At 62.7% G+C, this 15,755-nt stretch carries 18 protein-coding genes; 12 read left to right on the plus strand and 6 right to left on the minus strand.

Annotated features, from left to right (window positions below):
* The first annotated feature begins 6 nt into the window (after positions 1-6).
* From EOC83_RS30590 to EOC83_RS30635, 9 genes are all read left to right on the plus strand, one after another.
* Positions 7-1,236, plus strand: coding sequence for a GNAT family N-acetyltransferase (locus EOC83_RS30590; protein ID WP_063168634.1), 1,230 nt, complete (start codon positions 7-9; stop codon positions 1,234-1,236).
* A 12-nt stretch (positions 1,237-1,248) separates the two neighbouring features.
* On the plus strand, positions 1,249-2,472 hold the full coding sequence (locus EOC83_RS30595; RefSeq protein WP_063168633.1) for a GNAT family N-acetyltransferase: 1,224 nt from the start codon (positions 1,249-1,251) through the stop codon (positions 2,470-2,472).
* A gap of 100 nt (positions 2,473-2,572) precedes the next feature.
* The gene (locus EOC83_RS30600) at positions 2,573-3,754 is read left to right on the plus strand and encodes a glycosyltransferase family 9 protein (RefSeq protein WP_335918267.1); all 1,182 of its coding nucleotides are present in this window, start codon (positions 2,573-2,575) and stop codon (positions 3,752-3,754) included.
* A 224-nt stretch (positions 3,755-3,978) separates the two neighbouring features.
* Positions 3,979-4,203 (plus strand): hypothetical protein, encoded by a 225-nt coding sequence (locus tag EOC83_RS30605; protein WP_027160830.1) that lies wholly within the window; start codon positions 3,979-3,981, stop codon positions 4,201-4,203.
* 45 nt (positions 4,204-4,248) lie between these two features.
* Entirely contained in the window at positions 4,249-6,741 is a 2,493-nt protein-coding gene (gene ligD / locus EOC83_RS30610; RefSeq protein WP_063168631.1) for a DNA ligase D, read from the plus strand.
* 420 nt (positions 6,742-7,161) lie between these two features.
* Positions 7,162-8,067: a Ku protein gene (locus EOC83_RS30620; RefSeq protein WP_024501732.1), complete on the plus strand. Its 906-nt coding sequence runs from the start codon at positions 7,162-7,164 to the stop codon at positions 8,065-8,067.
* Entirely contained in the window at positions 8,064-9,179 is a 1,116-nt protein-coding gene (locus EOC83_RS30625; protein WP_063168630.1) for a tetratricopeptide repeat protein, read from the plus strand. Before EOC83_RS30620 ends, EOC83_RS30625 begins: the two co-directional genes overlap by 4 nt.
* Before the next feature lie 224 nt (positions 9,180-9,403).
* Entirely contained in the window at positions 9,404-10,048 is a 645-nt protein-coding gene (locus EOC83_RS30630) for an alpha/beta fold hydrolase (RefSeq protein WP_063168629.1), read from the plus strand.
* A 4-nt stretch (positions 10,049-10,052) separates the two neighbouring features.
* A complete protein-coding gene (locus EOC83_RS30635; protein WP_013530618.1) occupies positions 10,053-10,823 on the plus strand; it encodes an exodeoxyribonuclease III in 771 nt (256 codons plus the stop codon).
* An 11-nt stretch (positions 10,824-10,834) separates the two neighbouring features.
* Here EOC83_RS30635 and EOC83_RS30640 read toward each other — a convergent pair whose 3' ends face one another.
* A complete protein-coding gene (locus tag EOC83_RS30640) occupies positions 10,835-10,978 on the minus strand; it encodes a hypothetical protein (RefSeq protein ID WP_127224232.1) in 144 nt (47 codons plus the stop codon).
* Positions 10,979-11,016: 38 nt separating this feature from the next.
* Here EOC83_RS30640 and EOC83_RS30645 point away from each other — a divergent pair, with 38 nt between their 5' ends.
* Positions 11,017-12,213: a hypothetical protein gene (locus tag EOC83_RS30645; protein ID WP_063168628.1), complete on the plus strand. Its 1,197-nt coding sequence runs from the start codon at positions 11,017-11,019 to the stop codon at positions 12,211-12,213.
* 60 nt (positions 12,214-12,273) lie between these two features.
* Here the strand turns inward: EOC83_RS30645 and EOC83_RS30650 are convergent, their stop codons facing one another.
* Complete coding sequence (locus EOC83_RS30650) at positions 12,274-12,372, minus strand: hypothetical protein (RefSeq protein WP_013530621.1); 99 nt, start codon at positions 12,370-12,372, stop codon at positions 12,274-12,276.
* Between the two features lie 204 nt (positions 12,373-12,576).
* Positions 12,577-12,666 (minus strand): hypothetical protein, encoded by a 90-nt coding sequence (locus tag EOC83_RS30655; protein ID WP_081714185.1) that lies wholly within the window; start codon positions 12,664-12,666, stop codon positions 12,577-12,579.
* Between the two features lie 44 nt (positions 12,667-12,710).
* Here EOC83_RS30655 and EOC83_RS30660 point away from each other — a divergent pair, with 44 nt between their 5' ends.
* Positions 12,711-12,905 carry a hypothetical protein gene (locus tag EOC83_RS30660; protein WP_245441851.1) on the plus strand — a complete coding sequence of 65 codons (195 nt, stop codon included), beginning with the start codon at positions 12,711-12,713 and terminating at the stop codon, positions 12,903-12,905.
* A 111-nt stretch (positions 12,906-13,016) separates the two neighbouring features.
* Positions 13,017-13,568 (plus strand): isochorismatase family protein, encoded by a 552-nt coding sequence (locus EOC83_RS30665; RefSeq protein ID WP_063168626.1) that lies wholly within the window; start codon positions 13,017-13,019, stop codon positions 13,566-13,568.
* A gap of 305 nt (positions 13,569-13,873) precedes the next feature.
* Here EOC83_RS30665 and EOC83_RS30670 read toward each other — a convergent pair whose 3' ends face one another.
* The 3 genes from EOC83_RS30670 to EOC83_RS30685 all read right to left on the minus strand — a co-directional run bounded on the left by EOC83_RS30670 (position 13,874) and on the right by EOC83_RS30685 (position 15,715).
* Positions 13,874-14,056 (minus strand): hypothetical protein, encoded by a 183-nt coding sequence (locus EOC83_RS30670; RefSeq protein ID WP_318014171.1) that lies wholly within the window; start codon positions 14,054-14,056, stop codon positions 13,874-13,876.
* Between the two features lie 107 nt (positions 14,057-14,163).
* The gene (locus EOC83_RS30675) at positions 14,164-14,463 is read right to left on the minus strand and encodes a DUF1236 domain-containing protein (RefSeq protein ID WP_013530625.1); all 300 of its coding nucleotides are present in this window, start codon (positions 14,461-14,463) and stop codon (positions 14,164-14,166) included.
* Between the two features lie 964 nt (positions 14,464-15,427).
* Positions 15,428-15,715 (minus strand): hypothetical protein, encoded by a 288-nt coding sequence (locus tag EOC83_RS30685; RefSeq protein WP_063168625.1) that lies wholly within the window; start codon positions 15,713-15,715, stop codon positions 15,428-15,430.
* Positions 15,716-15,755: the final 40 nt, after the last annotated feature.

A 15,755-nucleotide genomic window follows, 5' to 3' on the forward strand; every position in this document is an offset into this window, starting at 1 on the left:
AAAAACATGGCAGTCCAGGCGGTGCAAATTGCTGCGGTGACCGGCTCGCCCGATGGCCAGTCCTCCCATCCGGCCACCGTCGTCGCCATCGATGCCTACACGGCGCGGCTCCACACCAGCTTGGAAGCGGTGAGGCCGCTCTGGCTGCGCCTCCAGGCGGACGGTGTGTGCACCGCCCACCAGAATTATGCCTGGGCCGAGGGGATCGTCGCGCGGCTAATGCCGGAAGGTGCGGAACTGCTCATCGTGGAGGTAAACGATGCCGTGACGGGCGCGCCGCGAATGCTGGTGCCGCTGATACGGCGGCCGGCCTTCCGCCATCGGGTGATCGAATGGCTGAGCTGTGGCGTTTGCGACTATTCGGCACCGCTGCTGGCAGATGCCAGCCCGTGGACGATGCAATCGGCGCAGGCCGCGTGGGCTGCGGTGCGTTCCGTGCTGCCGCCGGCGGACCGCATCCAGATCACGGGAATTCCGCAATCGATCAGCGGCGTCACCAACCCTCTGGCCTTGCTCGCAGCCACGCGCGATTCCCTGCATACCAGCTTCGGCCTCGCCATCGACGGCGACCCGGAAACCGTGCTCAAGCGCCTATGCCGGCCATCCTTCGTCAAGGCCTTCAACAAGGACTGGCGCCGCCTCGAACGGCTTGGCGACGTGGAACTGGTCGAAGCCAACACGCCGGCCCTGGTGGAGGTCATCTTCGGCGGCCTGGTCCGGATGCGGCTCAGCCGCTTTCGCGAACTGGGCCGCTTCGACCTGCTGACGCAGGCGACGGCTGTCGACTTCTATCGAAACGCCGCTCTCGAGGGCCTGTCGGATGGGTCGGTGCGGCTCTTCGGGTTGCGTGTTGGTGAAGCTCTGATCGCCGTACAATACCTGCTGATCCATCAAGTCACCGTTCATGCTCTGCTGATCTCAATCGATCAGGGCGCGGTGCCCAATGTCTCGCCGGGACTTCTGATCATGGGCAAGTTGATGAGCTGGGCGCGCGGCCGCGGTTTCGATTATTTCGACCTGTCGGTCGGCAACCAGAGTTACAAGGAACATATGGGTGCCGTGGGTTCGGGCCTGCGCGAGCTTTGCCACGGGATTACGGTGCGAGGCAGCGCCGTGAGCGCAGCCATCGAGGTCCGCAACCGGACCGAGGTGTTCGTGCGCTCCAAACCTCGGCTGCTGAAGAGGCTCCAGGGACTGATGCGGGACTTGCGGCGCCTGCGTGGGGGATCGGAATGACGGGAGAAGCATGTGGCAAGCTACGCGGCGCGAACGACTCCGATAAGGGATTTGCCCGGTGGGCGGTTTTCCCCGACTGTCGCCAACGCTGATGCAACCGCGCACTTCACGGCTCGGCTGCACACCAGTTTCGATACCGTAAGGCTGCTATGGCTGCTGCTTGAGGCGCACGGCGTCTGCACTGCCCATCAGCACTATGCCTGGGTCGAAGGAATCGCCGCACGGCTGATGCCCAAGGACGCGGACCTGGTCGTCATCGAGGTGAGTGACGCCATGACCGGCGCGCCGGCCATGCTGCTGCCGCTGATGCGGCGCCGGGCCCTCGGCCACCACGTCATCGAATGGCTGAGCTGCCGCGTGTGCGACTACTCGGTGCCGCTGCTGGCGGATGGGAGAGCGTGGACCAGGCAGAGTGCCGACGCCATGTGGGCGGCGGTCCGTGCCGTTCTGCCACCGGCGGATCGCATCCATATCGCGGGGATCCCGCAGCAGATCCACGGCCTCGTCAATCCGCTGGCACTGCTTTCGGTGGCGCGCGACTCCATCCAGGTCACCTCCGGCCTCGTCCTGCACGGCGACCCGGAGACGCTCATCAAGCGGATCTGCAAGCCGTCCTTTGCCAAGGCCTTCCGCAAGCATTGCCGCGGCTTCGAACAGCTTGGTGGCCTCGCTCTGGTCGAGGCCGACACGCCTGATCTGACCGAGGAGCTCCTGGATGTGCTGCTGGAATTGCGGCTGAAGCGTTTTCGTGAGCTTGGGCGTTTCGACCTCCTGACGCAGGTCCCGGTCGTCGATTTCTACCGCGCCGCGGCGCTGCAAGGCCTGTCCAATGGATCTGTGCGGCTCTTCGGTCTACGCGTCGGTGAAGCCTGGCTCGCCTCCATCTATGTGCTGGTCAGAAAAGGCACACTTCACGCCCTCCTGCTGGGCATCGACCAGAACGCGGTCGCCAATGTCTCACCCGGCCTGACGACGATGGGCAAGCTGATGATGTGGGGATGCGAGCGGGGCTTCGACTATTTCGACCTGTCGGTCGGCGGCCAGGGCTACAAGCAACATATTGGTGCCGCGAGTTCGGTTTTGGCCGAGATCTGCGAACCGGTGACGGTGCGGGGCAGGGCTGCGAACGCAGCCATTCTGTTGCGCAGCCGGGTCGAAGGCATGACGCGGTCGCGCCCCCGGCTGCTCAAAGCCGTTCAGGGCCTGACGCGCCGCTTGCGGCGATTGAAGGACTGAGGACGAGCGTTTGCCGGTCCTGCCGACGACCGATGCAAAGAGGCACCAAGGCCGGCAAGGTTGTTGACAGGGTTGGTTGGCTCTATATTTGAAAGCGCGCTTGACGTTCAGAAATGAGTGTCGTCGGCAGAATTTCTCAAATTGGCGTTTTCGGCAGATCACCTCGATGAATGCAAGTTTAGGAGATGGGATTCGTTCCATCCTCATTATTCAAACGAAGTACATTGGAGATGTCGTTCTGACATCTGCTTTGGTTCGCAACCTGCGTCTTTCTTATCCACAAGCATCGGTAACCATGCTTTGTGCGCCGGGACTCAAGCAGTTCATCGTCGCGCAAGGGATCGCCGATGTTGCCGTTGGCTTTGAATCCCGCGGCAGAGGAAGGACTCTGCTCAAGCGTTTGAGCGACTATCGTGGCGTCATCTCTGATCTGCGGCGTCGAAAATTCGATCTTAGCATCGACCTTACCGATTCAAAAACCTCGCGGATAATGCATCGTTTGATCGGCGCTCCACTTCGCGTCGGCTTCGATCCTTCCGAGCATCCGATGAAGTTCTGGGAAATCCAGCTTGCAAACGTTCTCGCCGCGACTTTCGGACAGGGCGGCCCCCATTATCTCTACAGGAACCTGTCTCCACTCCACGCGCTTGGGTTGGATTGTCAGGACCCAACGCCTCGGCTGCAGCCGAACGGGACCGCCCAGGAAGAGTGTGCCAGGATTCTTGCGGAAAACGCTTTGGCAAAGAAGTCATATGTGGCCGTGCATGCCGGCGCCAGGTTCGAAGGGCGTTGTTGGCCGCCGCAACATTTTGCTGCGGTCATCGACGAGGTATACGCCAGAACCGGGTTGCGATCTCTGCTCGTTGGTGGGCCGGATGAGGGGCTTGCCGCGCAAAGGATCCTTGAAGTGGCGGCGTCGCCGGTCGCCAGTGTCGTCGGAAAGGCCTCGCTTGAAGTCCTGACGGCATTGTTGGCCGAAGCATCAATCTTTCTAGGCAATGAGAGCGGCCCGATGCACATCGCGGCATCTGTCGGAACTCCAGCGGTGGGGTTGTACGGCCTGACGTCGCCTGAGCAATGGGGCCCGTTCGGTGTCCCGAACCGGACGCTCCAGCCGGTCATGCCCTGTCCATGCATCGCTCCAGGTGTTTGTAAAGAAAACAACCCCGGTGGGGTCTATTGTGTGCAGCGGCTTCAGGTTGCCGAGGTCGCGGCAGCGACACTCGATCTCATCGGGGAAGTCCGAAAATCCACTCATTCGGGTATGCCGGCCGCTTCGTAGGCTGGCGGCAACAGGCACGATCACGCGCGGCTTCGTCTTCGCGCGCTTCACATCGTGATTCAGGCCGAGACCCGAGCATCTTCAAAAGACTGCAAAATTTAACCGGACTGCAACCTGCACTGCCACGAAATTGACAGGACACCTCGTCTCCGGCATCCTTGGAGCCAGTCGCAAGGCCGCCGACAGCGGCCGCGTTGCGTGTCAGGGCGACCGAGGGCAGTGTCATGTTCAGTCCCGTCACAGGTCAGAATTCCAAACGCGCCGCGGTGCGCAAAGCGCTCGATCGTCACAAGGTCTACATCACCGAGCAGCGTTTTTCGGAGGGCACCTACCAAGCCCGGGTTCTGGTCGATGGCGAGGCCTATTGGGTCGACGAATTCCGGCTGAGCCAGTTGCAGCAAGGGCTGTCGCCGGCGGAGCTCGAGTTGACGCCGGCCGCTGACGATTGAGAGCGTGACTGGCTTGTTCCTGGCCGCCGTGCTTCGATCTTTGCGATGACAACTCCACCAAAGCTCAAAGCCTATCGCGCCAAACGCGAATTCGCCAAGACGCCGGAACCGGTTGGCGGGCTCGTCAGCAGCGACGGCAACCGCTTCGTCGTGCACAAGCACCACGCCACCGCAGACCATTATGATCTGCGACTGCAGGTCGGCGATGTCTTGAAGAGCTGGGCGGTGCCGCGCGGGCCTTCGCTCAATCCGGCCGACAAAAGGCTGGCGGTCGAGACCGAGGATCATCCGCTCGAATATATCGACTTCGAGGGTGTCATTCCCGAAGGCGAGTATGGCGGCGGGCCGATGATCGTCTGGGACACCGGCAGCTGGGCGCCGATGGACGATGTCGAAAAGAGCTTGCGCACCGGCGCCTTCAAGTTCCGGCTGGCCGGCGCCAAGCTCAATGGCGGCTGGATGCTGACCCGGCTGAAGCCGAAACCCGGCGAGGACGAAAACAAGAAGAACTGGCTGCTGTTCAAAGAGCGCGACCTCGCGGCCGACACTGCGCTTGACATCCTCACGGCCCGGCCGGAGAGCGTCAAATCCGGATTGCGCATCGAGGAGCTGGCGGCGCCGGCAAAGCCCGCCGCCAAACCCGCGCCCAGACAGGGATCGCTGAAGCCCGGCACGCTGCCGGGCGCCTTCAAGGCCCCCATGCTTGCCCGTATCGAGCCGCAGCTGGCGACGCAGGTGCCAAAACCGCCCGATGGCGAAGACACCAAACAAGTCTGGCTGCACGAGATCAAATTCGACGGCTACCGCACCATGGCGCATCTCACTGAGGGCGCGGTCAAGCTGATCACCCGTGGCGGCATCGACTGGACGAAGCGTTATGGCGACCTGCCGCATGCGTTCGCCAAACTGCCGTGCTGCGACGCCATCATCGATGGCGAGATCGTGGTGCTCGACGCCCGGGGCATCAGCCGTTTCGCGCTGCTGCAGGATGCGCTGGCCGAGGGCGCCGGCAGCAAGCTCCATTTCTACGCCTTCGATCTTCTCCATCTCGACGGCTGGGACCTGACCAAGGCGCCGCTGGTCCGGCGCAAGGCGCTGCTCGCGCAGATGCTGTCGGGCCTCGGCGCCAATTCCGCCATCCAGTTCTCCGACCATGTCGAGGGCTCGGGGCAGGGGCTCTACGACCAGGCGTCGGAACTGGGGCTGGAGGGTGTCGTCTCCAAGCGCGCCACGGCCATCTATCAGAGCGGCCGAAGCAAAAGCTGGACCAAGACCAAGGCGCTGCTGTCGGACGACTTCGTCATCGCCGGCTTCACCATCTCCGATGCGGCCGAAGGGCTGGCGGCGCTCGGAATGGCAGAGTTCGAGGGCGGTGAATTGCATTATCGCGGCAAGGTCGGCACCGGTTTCGATGCCGCCACAGCCGGTGAATTGCTCGCCAGGCTGGAGCCGCTGCGGGAAGGCGCCAGCGCGCCCGAGGGCGTTCCGCGCGAGATCATGCGCGAGATGAACTGGGTGCGGCCGCTGCTGTCGGCGCGCATCCACTACGCCAACCGCACAGCGGACAACGCACTGCGCCACGGCGTCTTCCGCGGTTTGAGGGATGTCGGCCTGTCGACGCCGGTATCCTCGACACGCAAGCGGCTGATCGCCGAGGCTGACCTTGCCACCATCTGGGTGACCAACCCGACGCGCCGGCTGTTCGGCAAGACCGGCCCGACCAAGCTCGACATCGCCGTCTATTACGCGCTGGTCGGCGATTTCATGCTGCCGCACATTCTCGGCCGGCCGGTGTCGCTGGTGCGCTGCCCGACCGGCCTGCCGAAGGATTGCTTCTTCCAGCGCCACGCCTTCACCGGCATGCCGCCCTCGGTGGTGACATTCGAGGCGACAAATTCCGAGGGCGAAACCAAATCCTATCTCTCGGTCGAAGGCGCGAAAGGGTATCTGGCGCTGGCGCAGTTCGGCGTCGTCGAGTTCCACACCTGGGGCACCCACCGCGCCAGCCTCGACAGACCCGACCAGATCGTCCTCGACCTCGATCCGGGAGAAGGGATCGCCTGGCGCGAGGTGGTCGAGGCCGCCGTGCACATCAAGGACGAATTGGGGCGCCTGGGGCTGGTGCCGTTCGCCAAGACCTCCGGCGGCAGCGGCATCCACATCACGGTACCTGTGACAGGCAAGCAGAACTGGAAGAAACTGCACCAGGCAACCAGCGCGATCGCCACGCATCTGGCGACAACGGCGCCTGATACTTTCACCACCACCATGGGCAAGGACAACCGCAAGAAGCGCATCTTCATCGACTACCACCGCAATGCGCGCGGCCACACCTCCGCAGCACCTTACTCCTTGCGCGCCCGCACCAATCTGCCGGCCTCGACGCCGGTCAGCTGGAGCGACCTCGAATCCATCGATGCGCCGCAGGATCTGAATTATTCGTCGCTGCCGGGGCTGTTGGCGACGTCGGGCGATCCGTGGGCGGAGATTGATAAGTTTGCGCGGGATCTGCCGGTGGTCTCGGGGGCGACGAAGTAGTTGCAGAAGACGAAGTAAGTAGTTGCAGAACAAGGACCACCGCGATCCGTGGCGCCCCCCTCTGTCCTGCCGGACATCTCCCCCTCAAAGGGGGGAGATTGGCCACTACCCGGGCTTCCGCTAATCTGCAACGCTGCTGAAGTGGGCGAGACGCCGAAGCTGTTGATCTCCCCCCTTGAGGGGGAGATGTCCGGCAGGACAGAGGGGGGCGCTGTCCCGCCAGCGTTTTAAATTCCAGTCCATCGACGCTTCCAACAATTTGAATTATTCTCTGTCCACGACCTCAAATGCATGGCGGAAGATTTCGTCAGGGATTTGCCGGTATTGTGTGCGGTCGGTGTAGGATTTGCTCAGCCTCAATCGTCCTCGGACGAAAGCGCTGCAGGTCTTTGTCAGTGCATGACCGCGTAGGAGTGTTTCATGGCGCCTAGGGCAAGTTGGAAAGGTTACCTCAAACTCAGCCTCGTGAGCTGTCCGGTGCGGTTGTATCCCGCCACCAGCGCCAGCGAGCGCATCTCGTTCAACCAGCTGCACAAGAAGACCCATAACCGCATCAACATGAAGCCGGTCGACCCCGAACTAGGGCTCGTCGAGCGTGCTGATCTGGTCAAGGGGTACGAATACGAGGACAAGCAGTACATCATCATCGATGATGCAGACCTCGACGCGGTGCGCATCGAATCCAATCACACGATGAACATCGAGGCCTTCGTCGACGAGGACGAGGTCGACGTCATCTACCAGGACGCGCCCTACTACATGGCGCCCGACGGCGCGATGGCGGAGGAAACCTTCGCCGTGTTGCGCGAAGCGATGCGCAAATCCGGCAAGCTCGCCATCGCCCGCCTTGTGCTGTCGAGCCGCGAGCGCGTGGTGACGATCGGCGCGCGCGAGAACGGCATGTTCGTGTGCACCTTGAGGAACCCGAACGAAGTGCGCGGGACGGCTGAATATTTTGGCAATATTCCAGCTGGCAAGCCCGACCCCGAAATGCTGCAGCTCGCCGAAGCGCTGATCAAGCAGAAGGAAACCACCTTCGATCCGAAGAATTATGAGGACCGCTACGAGGCGGCACTCATGACGATGATCCGCGAGAAGCTGAAAGGCCACAAGCCGATTATTGCGGCGGCACCGGAGCGCGGCAATGTCATCAACCTGATGGATGCGCTGAAGGCCAGCCTGTCGCAATCGAAGCCGCCAGCCAAGTCGAAGAGCAAGGCCGACGAGGTTGCCAAGCCAGCCGCAAAGAAAGCGGCAGCGGGTGGTGCTGCTGAAAATCCGCTGAAGGCCAATCTGCTGAAGGCGGTCGGCAAGAGCAAGAAATGACGGCACCGGCCGGCGCTGTTTTCGGCACCATAGGCGCGCTGGCGGCGTTTCCGCTCAGACTGGCCGCGCGTGAAGTCGAACGTCAGCACGGCCAGCTGCGGCGCGGCGTCACCAGGCGCACCACGCATGTCGTGTGCGGCCGCACGCTGCTCGCTAAGGCCGGGCTCTCCAGGAACGGCGATGCCGAGATCGAGCGCCGTGTCGCCGCCGAGCGCGCGGCCGGGCACAAGCTCCTCAGCGAGAACGGATTCCTGCGCCTTCTCGGGCTGATGAAGGCACCGGAGGCGTCTTCGCTGTCGCGGCAATCGCTGATCGAGCAATCGCGGCTATCCGGCGCCGAGCTCGATTTGTTGTCACTGTTCGATGCGTTCGAGCATGACGCAGAACCCTATTCCTTCCGCGACCTGATCCTGGCGCGCAAATATGCAGGGCTCGTCGCCGGCGGCGCGACATGGGGGGCGATCGCGCGCTCCGTCCACCGCTCCGGCCCGGTGGCGTCGCTGACCGCCAAGTCGCTCAATGTCGGCTCGCAGCATGGGCGCGCCGATGCGATCTACCTCGAAGGCGGCCAGAGCGAACTCGACGGACAGCTTCTGTTCGATTTGGGCAGCGCCGGTTCGGCAGGCGACGACACACTGGAAGAGTTGTTTGCCGAGGCCGAAGCGGCGGAGGAGGGTGGCGACCATGATAGGGCAGCCGCACTCTACCAGCGCTGTCTCGCCATCGATCCGAGCGATGCGATTGCCGCCTTCAACCGCGCCAACTGCCTGCGCGCCGGCGGCCACGCGGCGGACGCCGCGCACGATTATATCAATGCGATAAAACTCGATCCGGCCTTCGTCGAGGCCTGGTTCAACCTCGCTGGGCTGATGAGCGAGCAGGGCCGCGAGGCCTCGGCGCGAAGGCACCTGCAGAAAGCGATCGCGCTCGACAAAAACTATGCCGATCCGGTGTTCAACCTCGCCCGGCTCGAATTCGACGCCGGCGATCTGCCGGAGGCGCGGCGGCTGTGGGTGCGCTATCTCGAACTCGATGCGGAGTCCGAGTGGTCGCGGATGGCGGCCAAGGGCGTGCAGTTCGTGGATCTGCAGTTGGCGCGTACGGCGGGGTGAGGGATGATTAGCGATGACAGCCGATCTCCCCCCTTGTGGGGGAGATGCCCGGCAGGGCAGAGGGGGGCGCTGTCCCGCCAACAGATCGGCCAATTTCGGAGCGTTTTCCCGCACGCAAGCTTGACTGAAGGCTGGCATTTCTTCACGCCCCCCTCTGCTCTGCCGGGCATCTCCCTCACGAGGGGGAAGAGTGGCAGCGTCGCCGTCGCGCAGGACATCAGACCATGACCACCTTTCTCTTCGACGGTCCCGACAGTGCCCCGGTCACCATCCTGCTCGCCCATGGCGCGGGCGCGGCGATGGATTCCCCCTCGATGACCGCCACCGCCAAGGCGCTGGCCGCGGCCGGCTTCCAGGTCGCGCGCTTCGAGTTCCACTATATGGCTGCCCGCCGCTACGGCCACCGCAAGCCGCCGCCGCGGGCCGAGACGGTCAACCCGGAATATATCAAGGCGATAGCCGACCTCAGGGCGAAGGGCGTGACCGGCCCGCTCGTCATCGGCGGCAAGTCGATGGGCGGGCGCGTCGCCTCGATGGTCGCCGACGAGATGTTTGCCAAGGGCGAGATTTCAGGCCTGCTGTGCCTCGGCTATCCCTTCCATCCGCCGGCCAAGCCCGATCAATTGCGGACCAAACACCTCGCCGATCTCAAGACACCGACGCTGATCTTCCAGGGCACCCGCGACGAGTTCGGCACCAGGGACGAGGTTGCGACTTATGACCTTTCCGATCGCGTCGAGGTGATCTGGCTGGAGGACGGCGACCACGATCTCAAGCCTCGCAAGAGTGTTTCGGGGTTTTCGACCGCCGATCATCTGAAGACGCTGGCCGAGACGGTCAAGGCGTGGTCGGGTCGGATCGCTTCCTGAAGCGATGAAGATCGCCTCCTTCAACATCAACAACATCAACAGCCGGCTTGAAAACCTGCTGACATGGCTGGCTGTGGCAAAGCCCGATGTCGTGTGCCTGCAGGAGTTGAAGGCACGCGACATGCAGTTTCCGCGCTCGGCATTGGCGGCGGCCGGCTATGGCGCGGTGTGGAAGGGCGAGCCGACCTGGAACGGCGTTGCCATCCTGGCGCGGAGTGCCGAGCCCGTGTTGACCCGCGATGCCTTGCCCGGCGACGAAGCCGACAGGCAGAGCCGCTACATCGAGGCGGCGGTGAATGGCATTGTCGTCGCTTGCCTCTATGCGCCGAACGGCAATCCCCAGCCCGGCCCGAAATTCGCCTACAAGCTCGCCTGGCACGCGCGGCTGGAGGCGCATGCCGAACAGTTGCTCGACACCGGCCTGCCGGTGGTGCTGGCCGGCGACTACAACATCGTGCCCGAGCCGCGCGATATCTACGCCACCCGCTCCTATGACGACAACGCGCTGGTGCAGCCGGAAAGCCGGGCGTCGTTCCGGCGCCTGCTCGACCAGGGTTGGCTTGATGCCCTGCGCAAGAAGCATCCGAAGGAAACGCTTTACACATTCTGGGACTATCGCCGCAACCGCTGGCCGCGCGATGCGGGCCTCCGGCTCGATCACATCCTGCTGTCGAAGAAACTGGCACGCCGCCTGACCGCCGCCGGCATCGACCGCGACGTGCGCGGCGAGGACGGTGCCAGCGACCATGCGCCGGTGTGGGTGGAATTGAAGTAAGGCGACTGCTTTCATGCGTCGCGCTTGAACGGATCCATGCAACGCGCTTTAAGTCTTTTGTCTTGATGCATGTCGCTGTCCCAAACCCGGGTTCGCTTTTGGCCGACATGCAATAACCTGTCGGCAAAGTATTCCAACGCAGCCGGATCGCCCATGAACGCAATCCTCCACGAGATCTGTGAAAGGAGGCTCCATGCCTGACTTGGGCGCTGTCGAGATACTGTTCGCCGCCCTTGTGGTGCTTGCGGCAGCTGTCGTGTCCTGGCGGCTGTGGCGGAAGCGCAGCCGCCGCAAGGGACGGCGGCAGACCAATCCGGCTGCCGACTATGCCGTCCGCACCGACTGGAGCGGCCGCGGGGGCATGCTCAATTACTCGTCCTTCGTCTATTTCGATGTCGATCGCGACGGCAAATACGGCGCCGGAGACCGGCCGATGGCCGGGATCATGGTGCGGCTGTATGACGAAGCCGGCAAGCTCGCCGCGTCCGCGCGCACCAACAATGCCGGCTTTGCCAATTTCCCCATGTCGGTGAAAAGCAGAAAGGCCGTGATCCGCAAGCCGGGCAACTGGCGCTTTGTGGTTTCGGTGCCGCCCGGCTGGCAGGCGAAAAGCGAAAACGACATTCAGTCCCGACACTTCCTGCCGCTGCCGGGTTCGCCGGCCGGGATGGTATCACAGGAGATGCTGCTGCCGGTCGGTCTGGCGCCGCCGCGCCGCGTCAGCGGGCGCGTTGCCGGCGATGGACCCGCGACCCTCTCCGTGTCGGGGGACGGGCACGTCCTGGAGGCGCGGACACTGGCGCCGGGTGCCGTCTTCAGCTTCGACCTGGCTGAAGAAGCCGACACGGTCAGCATCAGTGGCGAAGGCTTGGAGCGGCGGCTGACGCTGTCGCCCTACTCGGCGGATCTCGGCCTGCTGTCCGCGCAACGCGCCGGCATTGCCACTGATGCCGCTCTCGAAACGATCGGTTTCGACGATGTGACGTCGCGCACCTTCAGGAAAATTCCGGCCGGTCATGCCGGATTGGCGTGGCGCAACCTGAATGCGATGGCGCGCGACTACACCAAGGACAGCCAGGGCTATGTCAATGGCAACGTCTCCGGTGACCATGTGCTCTACACCAGCAGCGGGCTGCCTGCCGAATTCAGCTGCGAACGGCCGTTCGGCTTTCACTCGGTCATGCTGAGCGCCGCCTGGCTGGCGTCGGAAGGGGAGGTGGCGCTGATCGAAAGCTGGCTTGGCGAGCAGCTGATTGCAAGCGATCAGATCACGCTGTCGGCGCTGACGCCGTTGCACTATGCCCCGATGCTCAAAGCTGTAACGCGTGTTCGCCTGTCGACGAAGCACTATTGGCAAATGGTCGTGGACGATTTGGTCCTGACACGCTGAGATTTGAGCATGCCAAAGCGGAGCGAATTTCGCCCCGCTTCAATCAGGTTACGTTTACGATCAGCCCGGCACAATGATAATCGAGGCGCCGTTCGACGCTGTGACCGCCGACAGACGGCCCTTTTTCAAGAACGACGGCTTCACATAAATCTTCTTCATTTTCAGACTCTCCTAAAATCCCAGCCTGATGATGCCATACTGCGGCCATCTGTCAACCATGCGAGCTGAAAGCAACAAACAATAAACCCAACAATGCGCGACCAGGGGCCAGGGTCCCTATTCTTTGCTTCGGGCCATCCCAAAACCAATTGCACCTGGAGTTTGCTCTCCAGCGCCGGCGCGATCCGCCAGAGATGCGCCGGATTAAAGCGTGACGCTGCTCGGGGCGTTTGCCGTGACGGCGGAAAGCTTGCCCTTCTTGACGAAGGTCGGCTTCGCGTAAGTCTTCTTCATGGTGTTCTCTCCTGAACTCTCGGCGAGCATGGCAGATGCGCGACATGTGTCAACCAAGCCGGGCGCCGACGGCGGCCCTCCTGGCGCTATCGGCTGGCGGCCAGCGCCTGGCCTCCGGCTCGCTCGACGGCACGGCCCGGCTATGGGGCATGGACACCGGCCACCAGATCGCGCTGTTCGACAGCAAGACCGGCCCGATCTATGCGGGCGTCCGCCGCGGTGCTGACCGGCGGCAATGATCGCACCACCCGCGACTGGCCGCCCGACGGCGGTGACGGCGTCGTGCTGTTTGCCGGCGCGTCGGAATGAGCAAATCTTGATCACCTTGTCCGCCGTGCTATGTAAAGCCCATGCCAGCATCCAGCCTCCCAGACAACGCGCCGCTCATCGTCATCGATCTCCAGACCGGTATGTTCGACGGCGTGCACGAACCGCCGATCCATGATGCGCCAGGCATAGTCGAGCGCACCAAAGCGGTGATCGACTGGGCGCGGGGCGGCGGGCGCAAGGTCGCATTTGTCAGGCATGATGGACCCGAAGGCGATCCGTTGGCACCGGATCAGCCGGGCTGGCCGGTTTGGCCCGCACTTGGCCAAGCTGCGGACGAGCCGACCTTTGCCAAATCCGTGCGCGATGCTTTCAGCAATCCCGCCTTCGGCGACTGGGTTGCCGGGCAGGGTGCGGGTGCTGTCGTGCTCCTGGGCGCGCAGACCGATTTTTGCGTGGCCGCGACGGTCAAGGGCGCGATCGCCAGAGGGCTCGGCGTGACCGTGGTGTCCGATGCGCACAGCACGCTGGACAATGCCAGCGAGAGTGCCGAGCAGGTCATCGTCAGGCACAATGGCGAATTCGCCGAGGCCGGCGTCAATCTGGTGACCACAAAGGCGCTTGTCGGCGGCTGAAGCCCGAACGTCGCCGCAGGCCGCATTATCAGGCAGGCCGGCTTGAGGACTTCGCGAGGGAAGACAGCGCCGGGCGCCTGCCGTGGTCGACGCGGACGGGGGGGGCGCATTGTTGGGATGGCTCGGGCGCCCGCGTCAACCAGGGCGGCTCGTACCGCCGCATTAGCAACATTGCACATTGCGTGCCGCTCGAAACTTCCGCGAAAGCGGAATAGGCCGGAGCAAAAGGGCGGATTCGGCTGAGACTTTCGGCGCGCTTTCCCGGTCCGGGAGTCAAAAAGCCTGCTGGTTATTGGAAATGTCGTTCAAGGCGTTTGCCGGTGCTGCACCGGATCGGCGAGGAACGACACCGCAATCAGGTCGTCGCCATCGATCCGGCCGTGACGATCTTCCATGATGGCCGCGACCTTTTGAAAGGTTTTCATTTCGGCATCCGTCACCCGCGCATCGCGCATCCGGGCCTGGAGATCGGCCAGGCGAACGCCCAAAGCAGGGGATGTCACAGCTTTGCTTATCATCTTCACTCGTCCTGATTGGAAACTGACATGGGCAACCCGCCGCCATGGCTGGCGGCGGGTTTGGGACAATTCCAAGTTCAGTCGTAGACCTTGACGATCTTGCGGGTGCCCGGATCCACCAGGACGGTGCGGTTGTCGACCACTACGTAGCGGTATTTGACGTCGGGGATCTCATGAAGCTCGACCGTATCCGGCAACGCGCTACCAACATTCAGTTCCACGCCGGGAATCTTGACCGAAGCGAGGGGCTGCTTCTTCACATACTCGCGGATGACCGTGTCCTGTTCAGGCTGGATGACAACGTCCTGAGCGGCAACGGCGCCCACTCCGGCCAACAGCAACAGCGCCGCTGCGGCGCCCGTTAGGTGCATTTTCATACTGTTTCTCCTTGCGAGTCAGCATGACAAGATCGTCCAACGCTGACGGCAACTGAACTTGAGCCAACTGAAAATGTTCCTCAGATTGGGCTTCGGTCGGATGCTGTCTGCGACTTAAGTCTGGCCCGAGAGCGCATTGGTCTTACCGACGGGAACGGCTCTCTGTTCACGGCTGTTTGTCTCCCGGAATTCGGAGAAACAGATGGACAAAAGTGTTGGCCAAGCGCGCTGGTTGCTCGCACCGATTTTCGCGACAGCCGTTACCTTTCTGGTGATGGGAATAGTCCTTGGCTGACATGTCGTCGATCGGCGCAGCAACGTCCCTTCCTGCGCTGAGAGGGTTCGCAAGCCGCTTCGGCGCCTGGCGAACCCTCTATCTTCACCATACGCCGGCCTGCTCGTCGCTATCGTCCAGCAGTTGCTCGTTCAGTTTGCCGCTCGGTTATCGGGCCGTGTGTATCGATCGAGCCGGCGGCGAAGACAAGACACGTTGATCCGTAGGCTGCTCGCTGAAGTAAAGCGAACTGCCGAGAATGAGGAACACGATGCCCACCGCCGTCAATCCAACCATGAGCACGGCAATCGCCGTTCCTGGGCCATAGCCTGTCTTGATGATGGTGGATCGGTGGGCCATCGCGGCGTTCTCCAGACACCCGGCGGTGCCGAGTTCTGCGACAAACGACAAGCGAGGCCCGATGTTCCCTCGTTGGAAGACTCAATCGGTCACTTTGGGCTTTTGCTTTTTCCTGTAGGACCAAGGTCTTATCTGCCGAGCGCAAAGGTCCAAGGGGCCTTGTTCAGTTCCGATAATGTCCCTTGGATGTTCCGTTACTTTAGGTAAACCTGATATATTGCCTGGGCGGAAAACTTAGCTGGCCAAGCAAAATCGCCCGCGAACCGGGCATGGAAAATGTGGCTTTGGCAAGTTCAACAACAGGCAGTCATGTCTCGGGCGACGAATAGCTCACGTCTCGTCGAATCCGCCCTCTCGGGTCTGATCGTGCGTGATTGCGGCTTCTTCCTCATCATCGGGGAGGGCGTCGTCGCTGTCCTGGTACGCGTTATCGTCGTCCTCGTCCGGCAGATCGCCGTCTTTTTCGACGCCGTAACGCATGTCGCCGTTTTCCGGCGCGGACTCTGGCAGGATCTCGCCGCCCTTGATTGCATCCCAATCCTGCTGCTCGATGGTCGGCCCATCCGCCCTCGGTGCGTCATCTTCGATGTCGGCGCTTGGTTTGTTGCGAGGTGCCATGCTGGCCTCCAATCGTTGAAGAACTGGAGGCGAAACTCGG

Origin of the sequence: Mesorhizobium sp. Primo-A (assembly GCF_003997175.1) — a bacterium.
Taxonomy (GTDB): domain Bacteria; phylum Pseudomonadota; class Alphaproteobacteria; order Rhizobiales; family Rhizobiaceae; genus Mesorhizobium; species Mesorhizobium ciceri.